The 26,038-nt window shown below is 68.9% G+C and carries 22 protein-coding genes; 9 read left to right on the top strand and 13 right to left on the bottom strand.

Annotated features, from left to right (window positions below; translation table 11 throughout):
- Positions 1-359: 359 nt before the first annotated feature.
- The 8 genes from ACVBEQ_RS02565 to ACVBEQ_RS02600 all read right to left on the bottom strand — a co-directional run bounded on the left by ACVBEQ_RS02565 (position 360) and on the right by ACVBEQ_RS02600 (position 8,601).
- On the bottom strand, positions 360-1,622 hold the full coding sequence (locus ACVBEQ_RS02565; protein ID WP_447151863.1) for a serine hydrolase domain-containing protein: 1,263 nt from the start codon (positions 1,620-1,622) through the stop codon (positions 360-362).
- A gap of 4 nt (positions 1,623-1,626) precedes the next feature.
- A complete protein-coding gene (locus ACVBEQ_RS02570) occupies positions 1,627-2,064 on the bottom strand; it encodes a metal-sulfur cluster assembly factor (RefSeq protein WP_447151864.1) in 438 nt (145 codons plus the stop codon).
- Complete coding sequence (gene sufU / locus ACVBEQ_RS02575; RefSeq protein ID WP_447151865.1) at positions 2,061-2,630, bottom strand: Fe-S cluster assembly sulfur transfer protein SufU; 570 nt, start codon at positions 2,628-2,630, stop codon at positions 2,061-2,063. The genes ACVBEQ_RS02570 and sufU overlap by 4 nt, the downstream gene beginning before the upstream one ends.
- Before the next feature lie 3 nt (positions 2,631-2,633).
- Positions 2,634-4,028: a cysteine desulfurase gene (locus ACVBEQ_RS02580; protein WP_447151866.1), complete on the bottom strand. Its 1,395-nt coding sequence runs from the start codon at positions 4,026-4,028 to the stop codon at positions 2,634-2,636.
- Positions 4,029-4,074: 46 nt separating this feature from the next.
- Positions 4,075-4,854 (bottom strand): Fe-S cluster assembly ATPase SufC, encoded by a 780-nt coding sequence (gene sufC, locus ACVBEQ_RS02585; protein ID WP_447151867.1) that lies wholly within the window; start codon positions 4,852-4,854, stop codon positions 4,075-4,077.
- Positions 4,855-4,958: 104 nt separating this feature from the next.
- On the bottom strand, positions 4,959-6,167 hold the full coding sequence (gene sufD, locus ACVBEQ_RS02590; protein WP_447152162.1) for a Fe-S cluster assembly protein SufD: 1,209 nt from the start codon (positions 6,165-6,167) through the stop codon (positions 4,959-4,961).
- Positions 6,168-6,250: 83 nt separating this feature from the next.
- On the bottom strand, positions 6,251-7,783 hold the full coding sequence (sufB, locus tag ACVBEQ_RS02595; RefSeq protein ID WP_447151868.1) for a Fe-S cluster assembly protein SufB: 1,533 nt from the start codon (positions 7,781-7,783) through the stop codon (positions 6,251-6,253).
- On the bottom strand, positions 7,783-8,601 hold the full coding sequence (locus ACVBEQ_RS02600) for a helix-turn-helix transcriptional regulator (protein ID WP_447151869.1): 819 nt from the start codon (positions 8,599-8,601) through the stop codon (positions 7,783-7,785). Before ACVBEQ_RS02600 ends, sufB begins: the two co-directional genes overlap by 1 nt.
- 159 nt (positions 8,602-8,760) lie before the next feature.
- On the opposite strand from ACVBEQ_RS02600, the gene mptB reads away from it, so the two are divergent.
- From mptB to ACVBEQ_RS02620, 4 genes are all read left to right on the top strand, one after another.
- Positions 8,761-10,512 carry a polyprenol phosphomannose-dependent alpha 1,6 mannosyltransferase MptB gene (gene mptB / locus ACVBEQ_RS02605; RefSeq protein ID WP_447151870.1) on the top strand — a complete coding sequence of 584 codons (1,752 nt, stop codon included), beginning with the start codon at positions 8,761-8,763 and terminating at the stop codon, positions 10,510-10,512.
- Between the two features lie 77 nt (positions 10,513-10,589).
- The gene (locus tag ACVBEQ_RS02610; RefSeq protein WP_447152163.1) at positions 10,590-11,537 is read left to right on the top strand and encodes an ABC transporter ATP-binding protein; all 948 of its coding nucleotides are present in this window, start codon (positions 10,590-10,592) and stop codon (positions 11,535-11,537) included.
- Positions 11,534-12,334, top strand: a complete 801-nt coding sequence (locus ACVBEQ_RS02615; protein ID WP_447151871.1) for an ABC transporter permease — start codon at positions 11,534-11,536, stop codon at positions 12,332-12,334. Before ACVBEQ_RS02610 ends, ACVBEQ_RS02615 begins: the two co-directional genes overlap by 4 nt.
- Positions 12,331-13,359 (top strand): COX15/CtaA family protein, encoded by a 1,029-nt coding sequence (locus ACVBEQ_RS02620; RefSeq protein WP_473163155.1) that lies wholly within the window; start codon positions 12,331-12,333, stop codon positions 13,357-13,359. Before ACVBEQ_RS02615 ends, ACVBEQ_RS02620 begins: the two co-directional genes overlap by 4 nt.
- Here ACVBEQ_RS02620 and ACVBEQ_RS02625 read toward each other — a convergent pair.
- From ACVBEQ_RS02625 to ACVBEQ_RS02645, 5 genes are all read right to left on the bottom strand, one after another.
- Positions 13,281-16,220, bottom strand: coding sequence for a PKD domain-containing protein (locus ACVBEQ_RS02625; RefSeq protein WP_473163156.1), 2,940 nt, complete (start codon positions 16,218-16,220; stop codon positions 13,281-13,283). The genes ACVBEQ_RS02620 and ACVBEQ_RS02625 overlap by 79 nt on opposite strands.
- Before the next feature lie 123 nt (positions 16,221-16,343).
- The gene (locus ACVBEQ_RS02630) at positions 16,344-16,637 is read right to left on the bottom strand and encodes a hypothetical protein (RefSeq protein WP_447151874.1); all 294 of its coding nucleotides are present in this window, start codon (positions 16,635-16,637) and stop codon (positions 16,344-16,346) included.
- Positions 16,638-16,720: 83 nt separating this feature from the next.
- The gene (locus ACVBEQ_RS02635; protein ID WP_447151875.1) at positions 16,721-17,104 is read right to left on the bottom strand and encodes a hypothetical protein; all 384 of its coding nucleotides are present in this window, start codon (positions 17,102-17,104) and stop codon (positions 16,721-16,723) included.
- Between the two features lie 80 nt (positions 17,105-17,184).
- Positions 17,185-17,523 carry a hypothetical protein gene (locus ACVBEQ_RS02640; protein WP_447151876.1) on the bottom strand — a complete coding sequence of 113 codons (339 nt, stop codon included), beginning with the start codon at positions 17,521-17,523 and terminating at the stop codon, positions 17,185-17,187.
- Complete coding sequence (locus tag ACVBEQ_RS02645; protein ID WP_447151877.1) at positions 17,520-18,533, bottom strand: heme o synthase; 1,014 nt, start codon at positions 18,531-18,533, stop codon at positions 17,520-17,522. The genes ACVBEQ_RS02640 and ACVBEQ_RS02645 overlap by 4 nt, the downstream gene beginning before the upstream one ends.
- A 346-nt stretch (positions 18,534-18,879) precedes the next feature.
- Here ACVBEQ_RS02645 and tkt point away from each other — a divergent pair, with 346 nt between their 5' ends.
- From tkt to pgl, 5 genes are all read left to right on the top strand, one after another.
- Complete coding sequence (tkt, locus tag ACVBEQ_RS02650) at positions 18,880-21,072, top strand: transketolase (protein ID WP_447152164.1); 2,193 nt, start codon at positions 18,880-18,882, stop codon at positions 21,070-21,072.
- A gap of 60 nt (positions 21,073-21,132) precedes the next feature.
- Positions 21,133-22,263, top strand: coding sequence for a transaldolase (tal, locus tag ACVBEQ_RS02655; RefSeq protein ID WP_447151878.1), 1,131 nt, complete (start codon positions 21,133-21,135; stop codon positions 22,261-22,263).
- 91 nt (positions 22,264-22,354) lie between these two features.
- Positions 22,355-23,887 (top strand): glucose-6-phosphate dehydrogenase, encoded by a 1,533-nt coding sequence (gene zwf / locus ACVBEQ_RS02660; protein WP_447151879.1) that lies wholly within the window; start codon positions 22,355-22,357, stop codon positions 23,885-23,887.
- A gap of 46 nt (positions 23,888-23,933) precedes the next feature.
- Positions 23,934-25,208 (top strand): glucose-6-phosphate dehydrogenase assembly protein OpcA, encoded by a 1,275-nt coding sequence (locus ACVBEQ_RS02665; protein ID WP_447151880.1) that lies wholly within the window; start codon positions 23,934-23,936, stop codon positions 25,206-25,208.
- A complete protein-coding gene (gene pgl / locus ACVBEQ_RS02670; RefSeq protein WP_447151881.1) occupies positions 25,205-25,954 on the top strand; it encodes a 6-phosphogluconolactonase in 750 nt (249 codons plus the stop codon). Before ACVBEQ_RS02665 ends, pgl begins: the two co-directional genes overlap by 4 nt.
- Positions 25,955-26,038: the final 84 nt, after the last annotated feature.

Raw genomic sequence — 26,038 nt, forward strand, 5'->3', positions numbered from 1 at the left:
CGGCGGAGCGAAGGGCGCGAATGACGTCACGGTGAGCGTGCGCAGGCACGCCCCGGTCATCGGGCGAGTGGAACCGGGGCGACGGTGCGGGCATCACCGCACTTGGTAACGGCCAGCCGGCAGCGCCCCGTGGGGCTGGCGCGCGGAAGGTGCATCGTTGCACTCCTCGATGGCGCGAGCCGGAAAATCCGGCCCACCTCGCTCGAACTCCCGGACGTCGACGGTCGACAAAGTAGTTGCCTTCGCATCGACAATCCCGGTTTGCGCCGACTCTATTGGGTGATGGATAGTCTCGCTCTTTCGAGCGGAAACATCGCAGTAACGGCTACGAAACGAAGACCAGACGGCCGCGGCAGGGGTTATTTCTTGATCGGCGGCGCATCGTTCGGTGCGAGCCGCGCGCCGATCATCCGCCACAGCACGTCAGCCTCGTTCCGATAGCCGCCGGTGCTGTCGAACGCCTCCGGGGCGAAGGTGACGGCCACCGCGACCGCCAGCTTCTGCGACGCCAGATAGCCCTCAGCGGCCGCAGCGCCGGAGAACATCGGGTTCTGCAGGGTCCAGTTGCCGGTGGTGACGACACCGATCCCGTAGCTGTAACCCTCGGATTGCGGAAAACAGGTCGCGCAGCCGTCCAACGTCGATCCGAAACCGCGCAGGGCGGTGGAGACCTGCGCCGCGTGCGATTCCGCCGACAGCAGCGTGCCCTCACCTACAGCGACGGCGGTCGCGGTCATGTCCTGGATGTCGGTCGTCTGGACGGCGCCGCGGGTGATCGTCCACGACGGATTCCAGAACGTCGACTCCTCGTAGAACGGCATCGCCGGCGGGATGTCGAAGTATTCACGCCGTTCCGAGGTGAACGCGTGCAGGACGGGTTCGGGAATCGCCGCCGTCCCCGGTGCTGCGGTGTCGTCGAGGCCCAACGGGCCGAGAACCTTGTCCTGCAGCAGCGTCTCCATCGGTTGACCGGTGATCTTCTCCAGCGCCAGACCGAGGATCACATAGTTGGTGTGCGAGTAATTCCAGTTGGTGCCCGGCGGATAGAAGAGCGGCTTCGAGGTGACGTAGGCGAGCAATTGCTCGGGATCCCACTGACGGAAAGGGGCCGCCTGCAGCGCATCCAGGAACTCGGGTTGTTGGACGTAATCCTGATAGCCGCTGGTCATCTGGGCCAAGTCACCCAAGGTGACCCGATCCGCGTGTGGGAAATCCGGCAGCCAGGTCGACACCGTGTCGTCCAGGGAAACAGTGCCGTCGTCGACCAACTGCAGCAACGCCGTCGCGACATAGGAGATGGCGACCGCACCGTTGCGAAAGTGCATGTCGACCGAGGCCGGAACGCCGGTCATGGACTCGCCGAACGCCGCGGTCACGACCTCATGACCATCCCTTGTCACCCGGACGATCGCCGATCTGAGGTGGCCGGTCCGCATGCCGTCGCGGACGACCTCCAGGACGGCGTCGGCTTCGGCCGGGTTCGCTGATGCCGAGACCGGTTCGGTCGGATCCGCGGGTGTCGGGGTGGTCTCGGCACCGGATGCGGAGCAACCCGCGAGAAGGACGCACGCCAGCAGAGCCGGCGCCAACAGCCGCCGACCGACGGGGCGTGGCCGGCGCACTGCGTCAGATGTTGAAGCCGAGGGCGCGCATCTGTTCGCGGCCGTCCTCAGTGATCTTTTCCGGGCCCCACGGCGGCAACCAGACCCAGTTGATCCGGAAGTCGTCCACGAGTCCGTCGTCACCGCCGACCAACGCTGCGGCCACCTGTTCCTCGATCATCTCGGTGAGCGGGCAGGCGGCACTCGTCAACGTCATGTCGATCGTTGCGACGTTCGCGGCGTCGACGTGCAGGTCGTACACCAACCCGAGATCGACGATGTTGATGCCGAGCTCGGGGTCGACGACGTCCTTCAGCGCTTCTTCGATGTCCTCGATCAGCTGGACGTCCTCCACTGCGGGTGCCGGCGCGGCCTCCGCGGATGGCACGGCGGCGTCCAGATCGGCGGCGCCGCGACCTGCCCTGCCCTGGTCGGTGCTCGATGTCGCAACGGTTTCGGTCATGAGAGCGAAGTCCTTTCCTGATCGGCGGGCACCGGCGCACCGGCGTTGTCTGTCGGGTCGGCGCCCGCATTGCGCGCGCCGTCCATGGTGTCGATGCTCTGCACGGCGGCGTCCTTGAACGCCATCCACCCCAGCAACGCGCACTTCACCCGCGCCGGGTACTTCGCGACGCCGGCGAAGGCGATGCCGTCGCCCAGGACGTCCTCGTCCCCCTCGACAGTTCCCCGGCTGGTGATCATCCGGGTGAATTCATCCAGCGTGTCCAGCACGTCGTCGAGCGGGCGACCGATGGCCAGGTCCGTCAGCACCGACGTCGATGCCTGCGAGATGGAGCAACCCATTGCCTCGTAGGAGATGTCGCTGACGATCATGCCGTCGATTGCCGATGAAGGGACCTCGCCGGCGGCATCCGACGGCCGCTCGAGATGCACCCGCAGGGTCACCTCGTCACCGCAGGTCGGGTTGACGTGATGCACCTCGGTGTCGAACGGATCGCGCAGGCCGAAGTGATGTGGCGTTCGGTAGTGATCGAGAATGATTTCCTGGTAGAGCTTTTCCATGTGCACGGTTCAGCCCACCCCGAAGAACCGCTGCGCGTCGCGGACCGCGGCGACCAGCACGTCCACCTCGTCGAGCGTGTTGTAGACCGCGAACGACGCGCGCACGGTCGCGGCGATGCCGAACCGGCGGTGCAGCGGCCAGGCACAGTGGTGCCCGACGCGCACCTGCACGCCGGCGTCGTCGAGGATCTGGCCGACGTCGTGGGCGTGTATGCCGTCCACCACGAAGGAAACAGCGCTGCCGCGGTCGGTGGTGTCGGTCGGGCCGATGATGCGTACCCCTGGCAGGGCTGACAGTTCCTCCAGCGCATAGCGGGTCAGGGCGGCCTCGTGGTCGGCGATCGCCGCCATCCCGAGGTTGCCGAGGTAGTCGACGGCCGCGCCGAGCCCGACGGCCTGCGACGTCATCGGAACGCCCGCTTCGAATCGCGCCGGTGGTGCGGCGTAGGTCGACCGGTCGATGAAGACCTGCTCGATCATCGAACCGCCGGTCAGGAACGGCGGCATCGCGGCGAGCAGTTCGTAGCGGCCGTAGAGCACGCCGACCCCGCTGGGGCCGAGCATCTTGTGCCCGGAGAACGCCGCGAAATCCACGCCCAGGGCGGGGAGATCGACCTGCTGGTGCGGGACGGACTGGCAGGCGTCGAGCACGGTCAGCGCGCCCACCCGCTGCGCCGCGGCCACCAGCACCTGGACCGGGTTGATGGTGCCGAGCACGTTGGACTGGTGGGTGAACGCCACCACCTTGGTGCGCGGGTTGATCAGCTCGTCGATGTCGGTGAGGTCGAGCCGGAAGTCGTCGGTGACCGGGAACCAGCGCAGGGTCGCACCGGTGCGGCGGCAGAGTTCCTGCCACGGGACGAGGTTCGCGTGATGCTCCATCTCGGTGACGACGATCTCGTCCCCGGGGCGGAGCACGAACCGCTGCGCGGCCGGGTCCGTCGAGTAGCCGGCGTTGCCGAACGCGTAGGCGACGAGGTTGATCGCCTCCGTCGCGTTCTTGGTGAAGATCACCTCGTCCGACCGGTGCACGCCGACGAAGGCGGCGATCCGCTCGCGCGCCGACTCGTAGAAGTCGGTGGCTTCTTCGGCGAGTTGGTGGGCGCCGCGGTGGACGGCGGCGTTGTGCCCGGTGACGTACTCCTGCTCGGCGTCGATCACCGGGATCGGGCGCTGCGATGTGGCACCGGAATCGAGATACACCAGCGGCTTTCCGTCACGGACGGTGCGCTGCAGGATGGGGAAATCGGCCCTGATCCGCTCGATGTCGACGGCGGTCAGCGACGGACCGACCGGCTCGGACTGCGCCGCGACCAGGTCGTCCTCCGGGACAACGCTCACCTCCGGCAGGTCACCGGCGGCCGGGCCGGTGCTCAACGCACCGAGCTCCAACTGATCGGTCATATCCGTCCCATCACCATGCTTGTCGTTACTACCTCGAATCGAGCGGTCAGACCGCGGCCGCGGGCACTCCGGTGAAGCGCACGTAACCGTTGGTCTCCAGCTCGTCGGCCAGCTCGGGGCCACCGGACTCGACGACCCGGCCACCGGCGAACACATGGACCTTGTCCGGCTTGATGTAGCGCAGGATCCGGGTGTAGTGGGTGATCAGGATGATGCCGACCCCGTCGCCCTCGGCCCCGGCCGCCTTGTAGCGGTTGACACCCTCGGCGACGATGCGCAGCGCGTCGACGTCGAGCCCGGAGTCGGTCTCGTCCAGGACGGCGATCTTCGGCTGCAGCAGCGACAGCTGCAGGATCTCGTGACGCTTCTTCTCGCCACCGGAGAAGCCCTCGTTCACCGAACGCTCGGCGAAGTCGGCGTCGATCTCCAGGTCCTTCATCGCGGTCTTGACTTCCTTGACCCACTTGCGGACCGGCGGCGCCTCGCCGCGGACGGCGGTCGCAGCGGTGCGCAGGAAGTTGGAGGTCGAGACGCCCGGCACCTCGACGGGGTACTGCATCGCCAGGAACAGCCCGGCCCGCGCCCGCTCGTCGACGGTCATCGCGAGGATGTCCTCGCCGTCGAGGGTGACCGAACCGCTGGTCACCTGGTACTTCGGGTGCCCGGCGAGCGAGTACGCGAGGGTCGACTTGCCGGAGCCGTTCGGGCCCATGATGGCGTGCGTCTCGTTCGACGCGACGGAAAGGTCGACCCCGCGCAGGATCTCGATCGGTCCCTCGTCGGTGATGACGGAGACGTGCAGGTCGTTGATGTCCAGCGTTGCCATGTGCGTGCTACTCCAGGGTTTTGATCTTTGTGGTGTGTATCTGTTCGTTGTCGCAGTACCGCTTGCGTCTTTCGGGGGTCCACGGGGGCGGAGCCCCCGTGTGATTAGATGCCGGCGATCGCGAGTTCGCGTTCGATGATCTCCGACGCGCGATCGCGGACGGACGGGATGCCGATGCGCAGCAACACCTCTCCGAAGAAGCCGCGCACCACCAGGCGCTTGGCCACCTCCGGTGGGATGCCCCTGGACAACAGGTAGAACAACTGCTCGTCGTCGAAACGTCCCGTCGCACTCGCGTGCCCGGCGCCGACGATCTCACCGGTCTCGATCTCCAGGTTCGGCACCGAATCCGCGCGCGCGCCGTGCGTCAGGATCAGGTTGCGGTTCATCTCGTAGGTGTCGGTGCCCTGCGCCGCCTTGCGGATCAGCACGTCACCGATCCAGACGGTGTGCGCCTTCTGGCCCTGCAGCGCACCCTTGTACAGCGCGCGCGACTTGCAGTGCGGCTGTGCGTGGTCGACGAACAGCCGGTGCTCCAGGTGCTGGCCGGCATCGGCGAAGTACAGCCCGGTGAGCTCGGCGTCGCCGCCGGGCCCGTCGTAGACGACCGTGCCGACGACCCGGACCAGATCCCCGCCGAAGGTCAGAGCGGTGTGCTTGACGGTGGCGTCCCGGCCGACGCGGATGTGGTGGTGCGAGAGGTGAACGGAGTCGGCCGCCCACTCCTCCATGGAGGCGAACTCGAGCCGGGCGGCGTCCCCGACGACGATCTCGACGTTGTCGGCGAGCGTGGCGCTGCCCTCATGCACCATCACGACCTGGGCGACTGCCTGCGCGCCGACCCTGACGACCACATGGCCGGCCGAGACCTTCGCCGCCGATGCCCCGATGAAGGTCAGGACCACCGGATCGGCGAGCTCGGCCCGGGCCGGGATGTCGACGAGCAGCACGGAGCTGCTCGCCTCCCAGGCGCGGGCGGAAGGGCGGTCGGTGGGCAGCTGGCCCGCGACGCCCTTGATCGCTGCGGCTTCGGCACCTTCCAGCCGGCGAACCGTCACGCCCTCCGGTGCCTGGATGTCCAGGTGCTCGTCGGTCATGACGCCGTCGAACGGCGCGTCGACCTCGAGGCCGCGCAGCCGCCGGAGCGGCGTGAACCGCCAGTTCTCCTCGCGCCCTGACGGCACGGGGTGATCGGCCAGGTCGGCCGAGCCGGTCCCGTGCAGGTGCGAGTCGAGCTGAGCCGGAAGAGTGCGCCCGCCGATGTGCGAGTGCTCCTTCAGGCCGTGCTGGGTATCGGTTGCTACAGCTGTCACGTCAGTCGTCAATCCATCTGGGGTGTCGAGATCGGGTGCACTCTGGTCGGTCAGGGCGGGACTGCTCAGGGCGGGGCTCACCGTCAGCCCACCGCTCCTTCCATCTGCAGCTCGATCAGCCGGTTCAGCTCGAGCGCGTACTCCATCGGCAACTCGCGCGCGATGGGCTCGACGAAACCGCGGACGATCATCGCCATTGCCTCGTCCTCGGTCAGGCCGCGGCTCATCAGGTAGAACAGCTGGTCCTCGCTGATCTTCGACACCGTTGCCTCGTGACCCATCGACACGTCGTCCTCGCGGACGTCGACGTACGGGTAGGTGTCGGTGCGGGAGATGTTGTCCACCAGCAGCGCATCGCACTTCACCGTCGAGCGGCTGTGGTGATTGCCCGGGTTGACCTGCACGAGCCCGCGGTACGACGTGCGACCGCCGCCACGGGACACCGACTTGGAGATGATGTTCGACGAGGTGTGCGGCGCGAGATGCAGCATCTTGGCGCCGGTGTCCTGGTGCTGCCCCTCACCGGCGAAGGCGATCGAGAGCACCTCACCCTTGGCGTGCTCGCCCATCAGCCAGACCGACGGGTACTTCATGGTGACCTTCGAGCCGATGTTGCCGTCGACCCACTCCATGGTCGCGCCGGCCTCTGCCTTGGCCCGCTTGGTGACCAGGTTGTAGACGTTGTTCGACCAGTTCTGGATGGTGGTGTAACGGCACCGGCCACCCTTCTTGACGATGATCTCCACGACCGCCGAGTGCAGCGAATCGGACTTGTAGATCGGCGCGGTGCAGCCCTCGACGTAGTGCACGTAAGCACCCTCGTCGACGATGATCAGCGTCCGCTCGAACTGGCCCATGTTCTCGGTGTTGATCCGGAAGTACGCCTGCAGCGGGATCTCCACGTGCACGCCCGGCGGGACGTAGACGAACGATCCGCCCGACCACACCGCGGTGTTCAGCGCGGAGAACTTGTTGTCACCGGAGGGGATGACGGAGCCGAAGTACTTCTCGAAGATCTCCGGGTGCTCACGCAGCCCCGAGTCGGTGTCCAGGAAGATGACGCCCTGCCGCTCGAGGTCCTCCTGGATCTGGTGGTAGACGACCTCGGACTCGTACTGCGCGGCGACACCGCCGACCAGGCGCTGCTTCTCGGCCTCGGGGATGCCCAGCCGGTCGTAGGTGGTCTTGATGTCGTCGGGCAGGTCGTCCCAGGTGGCCGCCTGCTTCTCGGTCGACCGGACGAAGTACTTGATGGTGTCGAAGTGGATGCCCGACAGATCGGCGCCCCAGGTCGGCATCGGCTGACGCTCGAACAGCTTGAGCGCCTTGAGCCGGCGCTCCAGCATCCACTGCGGTTCGCTCTTCTTCTCGGAGATGTCCCGGACGACGTCCTCGTCGACACCACGCCTCGCCGACGCGCCAGCGACGTCGCTGTCCGACCACCCGAAGGCATACCGGCCCAGCGAGTCGATGGTCGCGGCCTGGTCGATCAGGCTCTGGCTCAGCGGCTCGGCCGGCGCCGGCGGCGCGAGCACCGCTGCGGCGACGGGAGCAAGGGCGGTATCGATCGGGGCGTCGACGCCGGTTGCCGGCGTCTGGTCCTGAGTGGTCGTCATCAACGAGGTCCTTCCAATGGGTCACTGCGGTTCGGACGGGTCGAGCTGTCGAGATCGCTGTCGTGCTGATCGGTTCGGCTGTCGGTTCCCGACTCGGCCGGTGGGATGGTGCTGATCGGGATGAAAGTCGTGCACACGGCATCGCCGCGGGCGATGGTGGCAAGCCGCTGGGCGTAGGTACCCAGTTCCCTGGTGAAGACTGCCATCTCCTCCTCGCACAGCTGCGGGTACTTCTGCGCGACATGTCCAACGGGACAGTGGTGCTGGCACAGTTGCTGCCCGACACCCACCTGGTGCAGCGAGGCGGAGAAGCCCGAGCCGGTCAGGGCCTTCGCCAGGACCGTCGCACGCCCGGCAACATCCTTGGCCGCGGCGAGTTCGCTGCGGTAGGGAGCGACGACGGCCTCCGCCCTGCGACGGGCGAAGTCCTCGACGGCCGCCGGCCCGACGGCCTCGGAGAGGTAATCAAGTGCCTGCACCGCGAGTTCGTCATAGGCGTGCGGCAGCCGCGAGCGGCCGACATCGGTCAGCAGGTACGAGCGGGCCGGACGGCCGCGACCGCGTTGCCGCAGGGCCGGTGCCTCGCGGTAGCTGACGGCGCCTTCGTTGATCAGCTGGTCGAGGTGACGGCGCACGGCCGCGGGAGAGATACCGAGACTGCCGGCGAGCTCCGCGGTGGTCAGCGGTCCGTCGGCGAGCAACAGGTCAACGACCGCTGCCCGGGTGCGGCCCTCGGTCCGATCGACTGCCGACACCTTCGTCGCGACCGGTCCCGACGGGGATCCGGCCGCGCGCACGGCGACGGCAGATGTTTTCACAACACCAGTGTGACCTTTTTCCTCGCGAAGATCAAAGGTCCTCCCCGACCGGGGCGTGTGGGCCTTCCCACCCCGCCCGAAGACAGGCCCGCCCGAGGCCTCCGTCCAGGCCTCTGTCGCCCACCCTGGCCTGTCGGATCCGGTCCTTAGACTGCAGCGGTGACGACGGAGCGGTCAGCTGCTGATCCGTCCCATGCTGCTCGGCCGGCACCCGGGCGGGTGCGGGCCGGGCGGGAGAGCAGCGTCGGCGCCCGTCTCCGGCGATTCGCGCCGCCGCTCGACGGAACACCACCCCCACCGGCCGATCCGCTGGACGCTACCGAACGCCGCCAACTGAGCCGGCTCCGCCGCTGGGGCACGGTCGGCGCCCTGCTGCTGATGCTCGGCACCGGGTCCTCCTACGGGGCCGCGACGCCCATCCCGAACCCGGTGGACGGGCTGCGGGTGATCGGGTTGCTGTCCCGGATCGGGCCGGCCGCGCTCGCCTGCTCCTACGCCGGCATCGGGCTGATCGTGCTCAGCTGGGTGCTGATCGGCCGGCTCGCCGCGCCCGGCCGCAGCCGCCGGCTCTCCCGCAGCCAGCTCAGTCACACGGTCGCCATGTGGGCCGTTCCGCTGATGGTCACCCCGCCGCTGTTCTCCCGGGACGTCTACTCCTACCTCGCCGTCGGCTCGATGATGGTGAACGGCTTCAACCCGTACGACTCCGGGCCGTACGACGTCCTCGGGGACACCGACCCCTACGCCCACCAGGTCGACGTGCGATGGCAGCACACAGCCAGTCCGTACGGGCCGGTCTACCTGCTGATCGCCCAGGCGGTGGTGCGGGTCGCCGGCGACAATCTGGTCGCGGGTGTGCTGCTGCAGCGCGTGGTGGAGCTGATCGGTGTCGCGATGATCGTCTGGGCACTCCCCCGGCTGGCCCGGATCTGCGGGTTCGACCCGGTGGCGGCGCTCTGGCTCGGCGCGCTCAACCCGCTGGTGCTGTTCCACCTGATCGGCGGCGGTCACAACGAGGCCCTGATGCTGGGCGCGATGCTCGCCGGGATGGTCATCGCCTGGGAGCGGACTTTGGCCGGCGGCGTCGTGCTGATCACGCTGGGGGTCGGCATCAAGGCGACCGCGGCGATGACGCTGGCTTTTCTGGTGATCATGCTGGCGCTGCGGGCCGGCGGCCGATGGCGTGACCTGTTGCGCTGCGGCCTCCAGGTCGGTGCGATCGCCGCCGTGACGTTCGCTGCCTTCACCTGGATCTCCGGGGTGGGATTCGGATGGCTGGCCGCGCTGAGCGCGCCCGGATCCGTGCGGTCGTTCCTGTCCGCCTCGACGAGCATGGGCGTCGGCGCCGGTCAGATCGGCCTGCTGCTCGGGCTCGGCGATCACACCCAGGCGGTGCTGGACGTCATGCAGCCGGTCGGCACCCTGATCGGCTCCGTTATCGCGATCGCCATTATGTGGCAGTGCTGGCAGCGCCGGATCAATCCGGTCCTGGGCCTCGGGATGGCGATGGGCGCGTTCGTGCTGCTGGCGCCGGTGATCCAGCCCTGGTACCTGCTGTGGGCTGCCCTGCCGCTGGCCGCCGCGACGGCCGACCCCCGCTACCGCACGGTGACGATCTGGCTGACCGTGCTGTTCTCCGTGACGATCATGCCGAACGGCGCCACCATCCCGGCCTACGTCATCGTGCAGGCGGTGATCGTCGCAGCGGTCGTCGTCGGCGCCGTGTTCTGGGCGCTGCGCAGGTCCGGGCTGCCGCGGACGCGCGCCATGCCGCACGATTCGGTTGCCGCGAACTCCACTGTTGCCGACTCCACCGATACGGACTCCACTGATACTGACCCCACTGATACCAACGACACATCCGGCGGGGTCAGGCCCGCCGGTCCGGCCGCATATCCTCGGCGCTTGTGACGCACCCGCCCGAATCCCGACCACGCAGCGCCGCGTTGGAGCGGCCGCAGCCCGGTCCCACCGCGGCGGAGCGGGCGATCGGCGCGCCCCAGGCATCAGCGCAGCGGGACAACCCGGCCATCGTCGTCGACGGCCTGGTCAGGCAATTCGGCGCTCACCGCGCCGTCGATGGCATCTCCTTCACCGTGCCGCGCGGGTCCCTGGTCGCGCTGCTCGGACCGAACGGCGCTGGAAAGACCACCACCCTGGACGTGTGCACGGGGTTCGCCCGGCCCGACGGCGGATCCGTGCGGGTGCTCGGGCTCGACTCGTGGCGGGACAGTGCGGCGCTCAGGCCGCGGATCGGCGTCATGCTGCAGGCCGGCGGATCCCATGCCGCCGCACGGGCCGGCGAGATGCTGGACGTCATCGCCCGGTGCGCCGCCCGCCCCCTCGACACCGGTTGGCTGCTCAGCACTCTCGGTCTCCAGGACGCGGCCCGCACCCCGGTGCGACGGCTCTCCGGTGGCCAGGTGCAGAGGCTGAGCCTGGCCATGGCGCTGGTCGGGCGGCCCGAACTGCTCTTCCTCGACGAGCCCACCGCGGGGATGGATCCGCAGGCACGTCACCTGGTGTGGGACCTGCTGCGAGCGGCCCGCGCGGACGGTGTCGCCATTCTGCTGACGACACACCTGCTCGACGAGGCAGAGCTGCTCGCTGACCGGGTGGTGATCATCGACCGCGGCCGGGTGGTCGCCGACGGCACACCCGCGGAGCTGACGGGCGGGGCGACCGGGCAGTTGCGCTTCGCGGCCACCGCAGGCCTCGATGTCGACCTGCTGCGGTCGGCGCTGCCGGACGGCTTCGCGGTCCAGGAGACCTCGAGCGGCCGGTACCTGGTCGAGGGCGACATCGTCCCGTCGACGGTGGCCACCGTGACCTCGTTCTGCGCGCGGGTCGGCGTGATGCCCGGCGATCTGCAGGTCGGCCGCCGCTCGCTGGACGATGTGTACCTGGAACTGACGGGCAAAAGGATCCGAACATGACGTCACCACCCGCCCCGGCCTGGCAGGAGCAGTTCCCGCCCGGCACCTTCGCCGCCGATCCGGCTCCCGCACCGCCGATCCGGCGGATTACCGCCACCGCGGGTCTGGAACTCCGGTTGACGCTGCGCAACGGCGAGCAGCTGCTGCTGGCGATCGTCATACCGCTGGTCGCACTGATCGGCGGAACGCTGATCACCGTCGTCAGCCTGCCGGAGCCCAGGATCAACGCCGTCGTTCCCGGTGTGCTGGTGCTCGCCGTGCTGTCCTCGGCGTTCACCTCGCAGTCGATCACCACGGGGTTCGACCGGCGGTACGGGGTGCTCAAACGGCTGGCGGCGGCCGGAGTCAGCCGGTCGCAGCTCATCGCGGGCAAGTGCGCGGCAACGCTGGTCGTGATCGCGGGCCAGGTCGTGGTTCTCGGGGCTGTCGGGCTGCTGATGGGCTGGCAACCGCACGGCAACCCGTTGTGGTTGCTGGCCATCATCCTGCTGGGGACGGCCGCCTTCATGGGGCTGGCGCTGCTGATCGGCGGCACGCTCCGCGCGGAGGCGGTGCTGGCCGTCGCCAACCTGATCTGGCTGGTTTTCGTCATGGTCGGCGGCATCATCGTGCCGCTGGATCAGTCACCTGCCGCGCTGCGGACCATCGGCGAACTGACCCCGGCCGGTGCCATGTCGCAGGCGCTGCGGGCGGTCCTGCAGGACGGGGCGCCGCCGCCGCTGCTGGCCGTGGTGATCTTGGCGGCATGGACAGCGGTGGGCTGGGCGGCCACCGTACGGTGGTTCCAATGGCAATGACGACCACTTCCCGCGACGCGGCGCCCATCGACGGGCGGCCGTGGTGGCGCCGGTCGCCCTCCCTGCGCCTACAGCGGATCTTCGCCTGGGCGGCGGTGCTGACCAACGGCGGGATCGCCGTCACGGGTGCGACCGTGCGGGTCACCGGCTCCGGGCTCGGCTGCCCGACCTGGCCGGAATGCCATCCCGGATCTGTCGTGCCGATCAGCAGGGCGGACCTGTCGTCGTTCCACCAGGCGATCGAGTTCGGCAATCGCACGCTCACCGGCGTCGTGTTGATCGCCTCGCTCGGCACCTTCCTGCTGATCTGGCGGGCCCGACCGAAGCGGCCGAGCCTGATGTGGCTCGCCCTGGTGCTGCCGCTCGGTGTGCTGTTCCAGGCCGTCTGGGGCGGGATCACGGTGCTGACCGGGCTGGCCTGGTGGACCGTCGCGCCGCACATGCTGGTGTCGCTGCTGCTGCTCTTCGTCTCGATCGTGGTGCTGGTCCGGCTCGGTGAAACCGACGATCCCCCTGTGCCCGTCATTCCGCGCCCGTTGCAGGTGCTGACCTGGGTGACCGTCGCCGTCCTCGGCGCGCTGTGCACGGCGGGCACTCTGGTGACCGCGGCCGGCCCGCACGGCGGCGATGACGCCACCCCGCGACTGGACCTCCCGGTCCGGGCACTCGCACAGGTGCACGCCGACCTGATGTTCGCCTACCTCGGACTGCTGGTGGCGATGGCGGTGGGCTACCTCGCCGTCCGGGCCCCGCGCCGGCTGATGGTGCGGGCGTGGGTGCTCGTCGCCGTCACCGCCGGCCAGGGACTGATCGGCCTGGTGCAGTACGCGACCGGTGTCCCCGAGGTTCTCGTCGTCGCCCACGTACTGGGTGCTGTTGTGCTGACGGCTGCGGCCGCTGCGGTGGCGATGGCGACGCGCACCCGCGGTCCGGCACCCGGCGGGCCTCAGCCGGTGACCCGTCCGGCGGACAGGTCGGAGACCCGCACCGTCACCGGCGTCACGGTGGACGCGCTCGACACGTAGGCGGCGACGCCCACCGATCCCGCTGCCTGCAACGCCGCGGTGGTGTCGGTGGCGGTGAGCTGCCAGGCCGCCGGTTCGGCGGTTCCGGTTTTCCAGACCTTCAGCCGGAGCGTCGTCGGGGCGGTGCCGGTGACCTGGAAACGGGCGGCGACCGAGCCTCCGCCGGCGATCGTCAATCCGGTCGGCGCGATCTCGGGCTTGACCGTCACGGCGGTGCTGGTGCCGGTCAGTGCGGTCAGCTTGATCACGACGGAGCCGTCCGCACGGACCCGCGCTCCCGCCTGATACTCCAGGTTCGTGCCCACCCGCCGGCCGATCAGCGTGATGTAGGTGCCGTTCCCGGTCGCCAGCGCGCTCGTCTTCAGCGTCGTCCTGAAATCGGTGTCCGTGGACGACACGGCTTGCAGGACAGCGGAATCTGTCTCGCCCGCCTTCGCGGTCATCGACCCGACGCCGCCCCCGACGGAGTACTTCGAGGTCAGCCCGCTGACCGTCCAGGCTCCACCCTTGTCTGCCGATCCCCATCCGGCGGACAGCGTGCGCGCGAAGGAGTCGGCGGCGAACGGACCGGTGGGAGCCGCCGTCGGTGTCGCGGTCCGGCTGGTGCTCGCGGTTGCGCCGGCATTGTCGGTGACGGTCAGCGCAACCGGGTAGGAGCCGGCAGTGACATAGGTGTGCGTGCTGGTCAGACCCGTACCGGTGCCGCCGTCGCCCCAGCTCCAGGAGTAGGAGGCGATGGTGCCGTCGGGATCCGCCGATCCCGCGCCGCTGGCCGTGCACACCAGCTGTGCGCAGCTCACCGCGGCGACGGCGGACGGCGGCACGTTCGATCCGCCGCCGGTGACGGTGACGACGCGCGACACGCTCGAGGACGTGCCGCGGTTGTCGGTCACCGTCAAGGTCACCGTGTACGACCCGGCGACCGCATAGGTATGCTCGCCGATCGCCCCCGCGCCGGTCGTCCCGTCACCCCAGCTCCAGGCGTAGGACGCGATGCTGCCATCCGGATCCGCCGAGCCCGCGCTGTCCGCCGAGCAGTCCAGCAGCGTGCAGGCGGAGGTGAATGCCGCCGACGGCGGCTGGTTGGTCGGCCGCGCGGAGAAGTCCCGGAAGCGCAGCACGATCGGGCTGACGGTCGAGCTGCTGGACAGGTACGGGCTGACGCCGACCGATCCCGGAGCCTGGAGACCGGCGAAAGAGTCGGTCGCGATCAGTTGCCAGGCGGCAGGCTCGGTGGCCGTGGCCTGCCAGACCTTCGCCCGGATGGTGGTCGGGGCGGTGCCGGTGACCTGCAGGCGGATCTTGGCCGCCGCACCGTTCGCCATCGCCACCGCCGGAACGATGATCTGCGGCTTGAGGACGACGGCGGTCGACGTTCCGGCAAGGGAGGTCAGCAGCAGCCCGAGTTGCCCGTCGGCCCGGACCATCACCCGGGCGCCGTACTCGAGATTCGGGCCGGCCCGGCGCCCGATGATGGACAGGTAAACCCCACTGCCGGTCGGTAACCGGTCGGCAGCGAACGTGGTCTGCAGATCGGTGTCACTGCTGCTCACGGCGGGTAGCACTGCCGTGTTGGTCTGCCCGAGATTCACCGTGAGGGAACCGGTTCCGCCGCCGACCGCGGAGTTCGCGGACGAGCCGACCGTCCAGCTGCCGCCGACGTCGGCCGCCCCCCAGCCGCTGGCCCTGGTGCGGGCGAACGAGTCGACGGCGAACGGCTGGCCGGGTGCGCTGGTCGCCGTGATCACCTTGGACAGGGATGCACTGCGACCCAGGTTGTCGGTGACCAGCAGGGTCACCGTCCTGGCCCCCGCGGCGGCGAAGGAGTGGCTTGCCGTCACGCCCGTGGACGTCGCGCCGTCACCCCAGTCCCAGGCATAGGACGCGATGCTGCCGTCCGGATCGGCGGACGCGCCGGCGTTGACCAAGCACGCGAGCTCGACGCAGGATCCGGAGAACGCCGGTACGGGAGCCTGATTGGTCGGCGATGTCGCCCAGATGTCCGTCACCGCACCGGCTGTCGCACTGGCACCCAGCGGGGCGAGGCCGTACATGTCCTGCAGGGTGCGCAGCACGTTGTAATGCGTGATCCGTTCCGGGTACTGCCCGGCGCGGACGCCGGCGCCGGCGAAGATGGTCGGGATGCGGTTGCCGGCGGTGTTGTCGTCCTCGTCGAACGTGACGATCAGCAGGCTGTTGTGCAGCTTCGCCCACTGCAGATAGCCGTCGAAGCGGTCACGCAGCCAGCTGTCCGCCTGCCCGATCGTGCCGTCGTGCATGTCGTTGAGCAGGTTGGGAACCACGATCGACACCGTCGGCAGGGTCGCCCAGTCGGTCGGCAGGCTGGTGAGCGGCTGGTTGACGCTCGCCGGCAGGTTGGTGAAGTTCACCCACGGGTTGTGCTTGCGCGCATATCCGCCGGTCGCTTGGCAGCCGGTGTAGCCCGCACTGGGCATCGACTCGGAATACCCGGTGAAACTGAGCCCGGCGGCGATCAGCTGAGAACCGAGGTTGTCGGCGGTGAGGGTGTTGGGGCAGGTGTTGTCGACGACCCCCTGCAGCCCTCCGGAGAACAGGGCGATGTAGTTGGGCTGGCTCGGATGTGTGACGCCGTAGGACTGCGTCATCGAAGCACCCTCGCCGGCCAGCGAGTTGATGTACGGCGCCGCGGCATTGGGGATGATGCTGTCCGCGGAGTGGTTCTCCATGATCACCATCAGCACGTGGTCGTACCGGGGAACCGCCGTCGCGGCCACCGCTGACGGCGGCGCGATGGTGGCCCCCAGCACGAGCCCGACGACGAGCAGCAGCCCGACCGCACTGGATGACGACGACCGTCGCATGTTGGCCCCCCGGCTCACCCGGCGCGTCCGATATGGCTACGCCGTGCTGCGGAGCGTAGACCCCGGATCGCTCGGGAACTACCTTTTGTCCACTTTACAAGCCTTCCGAGGCCATCTGGTCACCCTGCGTGCTGGATCAAGTCAGATCGAGCCGAGCCCCGGAGCCGGCGCGTTCGCCAGCACCTCCTCGTAGCGGGCCTGCCGGATCCCGTTCACCAGTGCGCGGGATTCCTCGCGGTCGCGGATCACCTTTGACACCACGACGGTGGCGAACATCGAGCACAGGATGCCCATGCCGATGGTGTACCGCTGCTGCACGGAGACGTCGAGCAGCCAGATGTTCGCCAGGTTCCACGCAGCGGTCGTCACCAGGAAGGCGACGGCCGCACCGAAGAACGCGGACGTGTGCTCGTTGACCAGCTTGGGGTTGGACATGGCAAACCTTTCGGGGTCGGTCGTACCGGGGCAGAGAGGTACGCGGGAGGTGTGCTGTGCGGGACTGCTGGAGGGAGCGGCGGTCAGCTGTCGGAACGTCGTCGGGCCTGCCGGACCGGTGCCGCCGCCCGGCGGTGCTTGCTGCTGACGACCGCCTTGGAGAAGCTGTGCCGGCGGCCGTCCATCTGATGGACGCGCAGCACCTGCTCCAACTTGGTGTGACGGATGCGGGCGGCCTGTTTGCTGATGCCCTGCGCGTCACCGATCTCGCCGTAGCTGGGTTGCGGCACGGACGACCGCAGTGTGTGCACCGACTGGGCCTCGATGATGTCGAGGACCAGCCTGGCCTGGGAGATGAGCCGGATCTTGGTCAGCTCGAACTCGAGTTCGCTGTCCGACGTCGGCGGCACCGCGGCAGCGTCCGCGAGCAGCGTTGCGATGTAGTCGTACATCTCGTCGAGTTCCACGTCACAGACACTGCACCAGACAACGGAAGTTGTCAACGACAATTTAAATTGTCATTGCCGCGCCTCTCGGACGATGCCGGTCAGCGACCTCTTCCGGCCATCCGTTCGCGGTCTTCCGGGCTCGGGCTGATGGTCGCGGACAGCTCACGGTTCCAGCCGTCGGCGACCGGGATGCCGGCCTGCTCGCAGATCTCCGCGGCGATCTCGACGCTGCCGGCAACGGCGTCACCGAACGCACCGTCGTCGGCGACCACGACGATGCGGGCACCCACCCGGCCCAGATAATTGATCACCGCGACACCCTTGCCGCCGTGCGCGGCGACGAAATCTCGCAGCTCCCCGACCTTCGCCTGATCGGACCCGGTCAGCGCCGCGGTGCTGTGGTCGCCGGTGCCGGCCGAACCGGCCGGCGTGCTCACCAGGGCCAGCCGAGAACCGGCATGGCGACGACCGAATCGACCGCCCACGCCACCGACACGCCGGTCAGGTACAGGTTCGAGAAGTGGAACAGCGTCATCGGTTTCGCGGTCGACCCGCGCAGCACCCGCTGGTGCAACAGGTGCGCCATCGCCAGGAACCAGAGCCCCACCGGAACCGCGACAGCGGCGTAGATCCACGACGAGGCGGGCACCAGCAGGAGCGAGCAGGCAACCATGGCCCAGCTGTAGAGCACGATCTGCCGGACGACCTCCCGCTCGGTGGCGACCACCGGCAGCATCGGAACACCCGCGGCCGCGTAGTCCGCGCGGTACCGCATCGCCAGTGCCCAGGTGTGCGGCGGAGTCCAGAAGAAGATCACGCCGAAGAACACCCAGGCCGGCCAGCCGATGGTGCCGGTCACCGCGGACCAGCCGATGATGACCGGCATGCAGCCGGCCAGGCCGCCCCAGACGATGTTCTGCGAGGTGCGGCGCTTGAGCACCATGGAATAGACGAAGACGTAGAACAGGATTGCGACCACTGCCAGCACCGACGCCTGCCACGTCGTGGTCAGCCACAGCTCGACCGCGGCCAGTACGCCCAGCACGATCCCGAAGATCAGCGCCGCTCGGGTGGACACGGCGTGCCTGGCCAGCGGCCGCCCTCGGGTCCGGCGCATGAGGGCGTCGATGTCGGCGTCGACGACGCAGTTCAGCGCATTTGCGCTGCCCGCGGCGAGCGTGCCGCCGACCAGTGTCGCGATCACCAGGGTGATCGGCGGGACACCGCGCTGGGCGGCGAACATGGCCGGGATGGTGGTGATCAGCAGCAGTTCGATGATCCGCGGCTTGGTCAGTGCCACATAGGCGCCGACCCTGTCGCGAAAACCGACCGCGGGCCCGGGCTGCGGAGCACCGTCGGTCTGCTGGGCGGCGAGGGCCGCCGACGCGGAAGAAGCCAGGTCCGGCCCGTCCTGCTCGGCCGGGTCCGACCGCGATACGACCTCCACGTCACTCCTTCTCGACCTCGGGACGACGGGCCACGCAGGCATCGGCCCGTCCGCACGACGGTGCGACAGACGCAACCCGCAGTCATCCTATGTGGGCGACCCCGGGCGCGCCGTGACCGGGCCGTGCAAGCACCGCGCGCCCGACAGTTGGTCCCCCCGGCGGCCCTCCCGGCGATGATCACGCCGTGCGTTTGGTCCCCCATCAGGAGGTAACCCTGTCCGTACTACTGTTGATGTGCTGATCGCCACCGGCGTTCGGTTGATCTGCACCAATCAGACACGTTCCGCGATTGCCTCCGCGTCTGCTGTGGCGATCGCCCGCCCAGGAGGTCGCTCGCTCGTGACCATGTCAGCCGCCACTGCCGATATCGCCGCCCTCACAGCACCTCATGTGCCGGACGACTGGTCGGAGGTCGACACCCGTGCGGTGGACACTGCCCGGGTCCTCGCCGCCGATGCGGTGCAGAAGGTCGGCAACGGCCACCCCGGGACCGCCATGAGCCTGGCGCCGCTCGCCTACACGCTGTTCCAACGGGTGATGGACCACGACCCGACCGATCCGCACTGGGTGGGCCGGGACCGGTTTGTGCTGTCCTGCGGGCATTCCAGCCTGACGCTCTACATCCAGCTGTACCTGGCCGGCTTCGGTCTGGAAATCGACGACCTGAAGTCGCTGCGGACCTGGGGATCGCTGACCCCCGGGCACCCCGAGTACCACCACACCAAGGGTGTGGAGATCACCACCGGGCCGCTCGGACAGGGCCTGTCGTCCGCGGTCGGAATGGCGATGGCCGCCCGCCGCGAACGTGGCCTGTTCGACCCGGATCCCGCGCCGGGTGAATCGGTGTTCGACCACTACGTCTACGTCATCTGCTCCGACGGCGACATCGAGGAGGGCGTCACCTCCGAGGCCTCGTCGATCGCGGGCCGCCAGGAGCTGGGCAACCTGATCGTCTTCTACGACCACAACGAGATCTCGATCGAGGACGACACCAACATCGCACTCTCCGAGGACGTCGCTGCCCGCTACGAGGCGTACGGCTGGCACGTGCAGAAGGTGGAGGGCGGCGAGAACGTCGTTGGGATCCTGGAGGCCATCGAGGCCGCGAAGGCGGTCACCGACCGGCCCTCGTTCATCCAGCTGCGGACCGTCATCGGGTATCCGGCACCGAAGCTGATGAACACCGGCAAGGCGCACGGCGCGGCGCTCGGCGACGAGGAGGTCGCCGCGGTGAAGAAAATTCTCGGCTTCGACCCGGACGCCACCTTCGACGTCGACGACGTCGTCATCAAGCACACCCGGCAGGCCGTGGACCGCGGCGAGACGGCGAAAGCCGCATGGCAGCGACGTTTCGACGAGTGGGCGAAGGCCAATCCCGAGCGCAAGGCGCTGTTCGACCGGGTGACCGCACGCGAGCTGCCCGACGGCTGGACCGACGCCTTCCCCAGCTGGGACCCCGACCCGAAGGGGGTCGCGACCCGGGCGGCGTCCGGCAAGGTGCTCAACGCACTGGCCCCGGTGCTGCCGGAACTGTGGGGCGGATCGGCCGACCTCGCCGAGTCCAACAACACGACGATGAGCGGCGAGCCGTCGTTCGGGCCCGCGGCCGCGAAGACCTCGCACTGGGATGCCCAGCCTTACGGCCGGACGCTGCACTTCGGCATCCGTGAGCACGCGATGGGCGCCATTCTCACCGGCATCGTCATGCACGGACCGACGCGGCCCTACGGCGGCACCTTCCTGACGTTCTCCGACTACATGCGCGGCGCGGTCCGGCTGGCGGCGGTGATGGGCGCACCCGCGACCTACGTCTGGACGCACGATTCGATCGGTCTCGGCGAGGACGGCCCCACCCACCAGCCGGTCGAGCACCTCGCGGCACTGCGGGCCATCCCGGGGCTGTCGATCGTCCGGCCGGGCGACGCCAACGAGACCGCCTTCGCCTGGCAGGCGATCCTGGAGCGCCAGCACGACTGGTTCTCCGGCCCGGTCGGCATCTGCCTGACCCGGCAGGCGATCCCGGTCCTGGAGGGCACCAAGGCCGAGGGGGTTGCCAAGGGCGGCTACATCCTGGCCGACGCCGACGGTGACCTGCAGGTCATCCTGATCGCCACCGGCTCCGAACTGCAGATCGCGGTCGAAGCCCGAAAGACGTTGCAGGAGCAGGGCATCGGAACCCGCGTGGTCTCCATGCCGTGCCTGGACTGGTTCCAGACCCAGGACAGCAGCTACATCGAGTCCGTGCTGCCGTCGGCCGTCACGGCGCGGGTCTCCATCGAAGCCGGGATCGCCCAGCCGTGGTGGCGCTGGCTGGGCGCCCACGGCCGGCCGGTCTCACTCGAGCACTACGGCGCGTCGGCCGATTTCAAGACGCTGTACAAGGAATTCGGGATCACCTCGGAGGCCGCCGTCGCGAACGCGAAGGATGCTCTGGCCGCCGCATCCGATGGGACCGGACCGAGCACCGAGTCCAGCCCGGACCAGCTCGCGCATGCCGGCACGGACACCTCGGGACCCGAGCGCACCGCGCCCAACTGACGCATTGCACTCCATCACCAGCATCGACCTGACCACACATCGAGAAGGAAGCTGATCGCGATGACCACTCCCCAGAGCTCCAACAACCCGCTCGCCGATCTCGCCGAAGCAGGGGTATCGCTGTGGCTGGACGACCTGTCCCGCCAGCGGCTGCACTCGGGCAACCTCAAGGAACTGATCGCCGACAAGCACATCGTCGGGGTCACCACCAATCCCTCGATCTTCCAGGCGGCGCTCAAGGACGGGGCTTCGTACCAGAAGCAGCTCGACGAGCTGGCCGCCCGCGGCGCCGGTGTCGACGATGTCGTCCGTGAGGTGACCACTGACGACGTCCGGGACGCCTGCGACCTGTTCACCGCCACCTTCGAGTCGTCCGGACACGTCGACGGACGTGTCTCGATCGAGGTCGACCCGAGGCTCGCGCACGACACCGAGAAGACGATCGCGCAGGCCCAGGAACTCGCCAAGATCGTCGATCGGCCGAACGTCCTGATCAAGATCCCGGCGACTCTGGCCGGGCTGCCCGCCATCACCGCCGTGACCGCCGAGGGAATCAGCGTCAACGTCACGCTGATCTTCTCCCTGGAGCGGTACGCCGCAGTGATGGATGCCTACCTCACCGGACTGGAGCAGGCGAAGTCGAACGGTCAGGACCTGACCCAGATTCATTCGGTCGCTTCGTTCTTCGTTTCCCGGGTGGACAGCGAGATCGACAAGCGGCTGAAGGCGATCGGTAGCCCCGAGGCGCAGTCTCTGCTGGGCGAGGCCGCGATCGCCAACGCCCGGCTCGCCTACCAGGCGTACGAGCAGACGTTCACCGGACCCCGCTGGGAAGCACTCGAGGCCGCAGGCGCCAACAAGCAGCGCCCGCTGTGGGCCTCCACCGGCGTCAAGGACCCCGCTTACGACGACACCCGTTACGTCGTCGAGCTTGTCGCGCCCGGAACGGTCAACACCGCGCCCGAGAAGACGATCGACGCGGTCGCCGACCACGGCGTCATCCGTGGCAACACGATCCATGGCACCTACGGCGCGGCATCGGCCACGTTCAGCGCACTGGAAGCCGTGGGTGTCGATCTGAACGACGTGTTCGAGGTCCTGGAGACCGAGGGCGTCGAGAAGTTCGAGCAGGCCTGGGGCGAGCTGCTGGAGTCGGTCAGCCAGGAATTGGCCAAGCACTCCAAGGGCTGACGCGGCGCCGCCGAATCGACGATGCTTCGGTGTAGACAGGCGGAGCACCACCCGTTCGGCTCCCGCATTCTGACCTGAGAGGACCTCGGCCATGGCTCCCACGGCGCTCAACCCGCTCCGCGATCCGCGCGACAAGCGGTTGCCCAGGATCGCCGGACCGTCCGGAATCGTGATCTTCGGCGTCACCGGGGACCTGTCACGCAAGAAGCTGATGCCGGCGATCTACGACCTGGCGAACCGGGGGTTGCTCCCCCCCGGTTTCGCCCTGGTCGGGTTCGCCCGGCGGGATTGGGCCGACGAGGACTTCAGCAAGGTGGTCCACGACGCGGTCCGTGAGTACGCGAGAACCCCTTTCTCGGAAGAGGTCTGGCGGCATCTGGCCGAGGGGTTCCGGTTCGTCCAGGGCGCGTTCGACGATGACCTGGCCTTCGACAATCTTGCCCAGACCCTCACCGACCTGGACCGGATCCGCGGCACCGGCGGCAACCACGCGTTCTACTTCTCCATCCCGCCGGGTGCGTTTCCCCTTGTGCTGCAACAGCTCAAGCGTTCGGGGCTGTGCGAGCCGAAGGGCGAGGAGTGGCGGCGGGTCGTCATCGAGAAGCCGTTCGGGCACGACCTGAAGTCGGCGGTCGAACTGAACACCCTGGTGAACGACGTCTTCCCGTCCGAGTCCGTGTTCCGGATCGACCACTATCTCGGCAAGGAGACGGTGCAGAACCTGTTGGCGCTGCGGTTCGCCAACCAGCTCTACGAACCGATCTGGAACAGCAACTACGTCGACCACGTCCAAATCACCCAGGCCGAGGACATCGGCGTCGGCGGCCGCGCGGGCTACTACGACGGCATCGGCGCCGCCAGGGACGTCATCCAGAACCACCTGCTGCAGTTGATGGCATTGACCGCGATGGAGGAGCCCGTCGCCTTCGACCCCAAGGACCTCCGCAGGGAGAAGGTCAAGGTCCTCTCGGCGGTCCAGCTGCCCAAGGACCTGAGCACGGGCACCGCGCGCGGGCAGTACGCGGGCGGCTGGCAGGGCGGCAGCAGGGTGCTGGGATACCTCGAGGAGGAGGGCATCTCCAAGACGTCCACCACCGAGACCTACGCCGCCGTCAAACTGCTGGTGGAGAACCGGCGGTGGGCCGGCGTGCCGTTCTACCTGCGCACCGGGAAGCGCATGGGCAAGCGGGTCTCGGAGATCGCCGTCGTCTTCAAAAGAGCGCCGCACCTTCCTTTCTCGCACAACGACACCGAGGAACTCGGCTCGAACATGCTGGTCATCCGGGTTCAACCCGATGAGGGCGTGACGATCAGATTCGGCTCGAAGGTGCCGGGCCCGGCGATGGAGGTCCGCGATGTGTCGATGGACTTCTCCTACGGGCAGTCGTTCACCGAGGCGTCCCCGGAGGCCTACGAGCGGTTGATCCTGGACGTCCTGCTCGGTGAACCGTCGCTGTTCCCGCAGGACGAGGAGGTCGAGCTCTCCTGGAAGATCCTCGATCCGATCGAGAAGCACTGGGCCCGCAGCGCCGGTCAGCCCGAGCAGTACCTCCCCGGTTCCTGGGGTCCGGCGAGCGCCGACGCGATGATGGCCCGCGACGGCCGCGCGTGGCGGCGACCATGACAGCGCCGTTCGTATCTCGAGCCGCATCGCATCTGGGGAGCCACCGGTGATCGTCGATCTGCCCACCACGAATTCGTCCAAGATCAACAAGACACTGGTGGACATGCGTGAGAAGGGCGGCTCGGTCGCGCTCGGCCGGGTGCTCACCCTGGTGATCGTCACCGAGGACGCTGCCACCGAGGATCCGATCGCCGCGGCCAACGCCGCATCGTTCGAGCATCCCTGCCGGGTGATCGTGGTCGCCCGTGGTTCGCGGCGCGCCTCTCCCCGGCTCGACGCGCAGATCAGGGTCGGCGGTGACGCCGGGGCCAGCGAGGTGGTGGTGCTGCGGCTGTACGGTCCGTTGGTCGACCACGCCGCCTCCGTCGTCGTGCCGCTGCTGCTGGCGGATGCGCCGGTTGTCGCGTGGTGGCCCGGAGAGGCCCCGGACATGCCGGCCGAGGACCCGATCGGCAAGCTCGCCCAGCGGCGGGTGACCGATGCAGCGTCGGCCAAGCGTCCGGTGGCCCAACTGGCGAAGCGCCGGGAGTCCTACCGCCCCGGCGACACCGACCTGGCCTGGACCCGGCTGACCCGCTGGCGCGGCCTGCTCGCGTCCACCCTCGATCAGCCGCCGCACGACAAGGTCACGGCCGCGGTCGTCGCCGGTTCAGCCGATTCGCCGTCGGCCGATCTGCTCGCCGCCTGGCTGGCGCTGGCTCTCAAGGTGCCGGTCGAGCGGGTGAAGGCACCGAGCAAGGCCGGCCCGGGCCTGCATTCGGTCGTCCTGAGCCGCAAGGCCGGGGACATCAGCCTGGTCCGTCCGCAGACCATCACGGCCGAGTTGAAGGTGGGTGGCCAACCCGAGCGTCGCATCGCCCTCCCCCGGCGCGGCCTGCGGGACTGCCTGTCCGAGGAGCTGCGCCGCCTGGACGCTGACGACGTCTACGCGGAGGTGTTGAACAAGGGGATGTCCCTGGTGGCCAAGTACGCCGAGGCCAAAACGGCGTCCGCCGCCAAAGGCGGCACCCCTGCTGCGAAGACCGGGAAGTCGGCGCCGTCACGCAGGGCTCCGGCCAAGGCCGCGTCCGCGGAACCCGCACCGGACCGCGAAGAGGTTGCGAAGAGTGCCGTCGCCGCGTCGGAGGGACCGTCCGACGCACCCGGCGGCACCGAGGAGATGACCGCGGCGGGATCCGACGCGCCCTCCGCCTCGGCGTCACCTGGAGCTGACGGCGCGGGCCGCACCCGGGCCCGGCGGGCGTCGCGCGGCTCTTCGGGCGGTGCAGGCACCGGGCCCACCCGGCGCCGCAGTGCGGCCCGGAAGTCGGGGTCGTCGTGACGCCGGAAGTCGTCATCCACGGCACAGCGGAACTCCTGGCGGCGACGACGGCCGCAAGGTTGGTCACCAAGCTCGTCGACATCCAGTCCTCGGGCCGGATTCCCGCCATCGCGCTGACCGGCGGCGGTGTCGGCACCAGCGTGCTGGCCCATCTCAACGCCTCACCGGCGCGGGATGCGGTGGACTGGAGCCGGGTGGAGATCTTCTGGGGTGACGAACGTTTCATCCCTGCGGCCGATCCCGAGCGCAACGAGCTGCAGGCCAGGCAGGCCCTGCTCGACCATGTCGCGGTGGATCCCGCGCGGGTGCACCCGATGGCGGCGTCGGACGGACCGTTCGGCACCGACGTCGACGCGGGCGCCGGCGCCTACGCGGACCTTGTCGACGGCCGCGACGGGCTCGACCTGATCATGCTCGGGATGGGTGACGAGGGCCACGTGGCATCGATCTTCCCCGAGTCGCCCGCGGTGTACGACACCCGGCCGGTGGTCGCCGTACGGAACTGCCCGAAGCCCCCGCCGACCCGGATCTCGTTGACCCTGCCGACCATTCGGCAGGCGACCGAGGTGTGGATCATCACCGCGGCCGCGAGCAAGGCCGGAGCGGTCGCCATGGCGCTGGGCGGCGCCGGTGAGGTCGCCCTTCCGGCCGCCGGGGCGATCGGCAGGGCGCGCACGTTGTGGTTGCTGGATCGCCAGTCGGCGTCGGCGTTGCCCGCCGGCATTTCGCGTTCGCCGGTGTCCTGAGACGCTCACCACAACGGGAGGGCCCGTCGTCCCGCCGACTGCGAGTGCTCGCTAGCGTAGGTCCACAGCCCGCCGCATCCGCGC

It is taken from the genome of Nakamurella sp. GG22, from assembly GCF_052976845.2.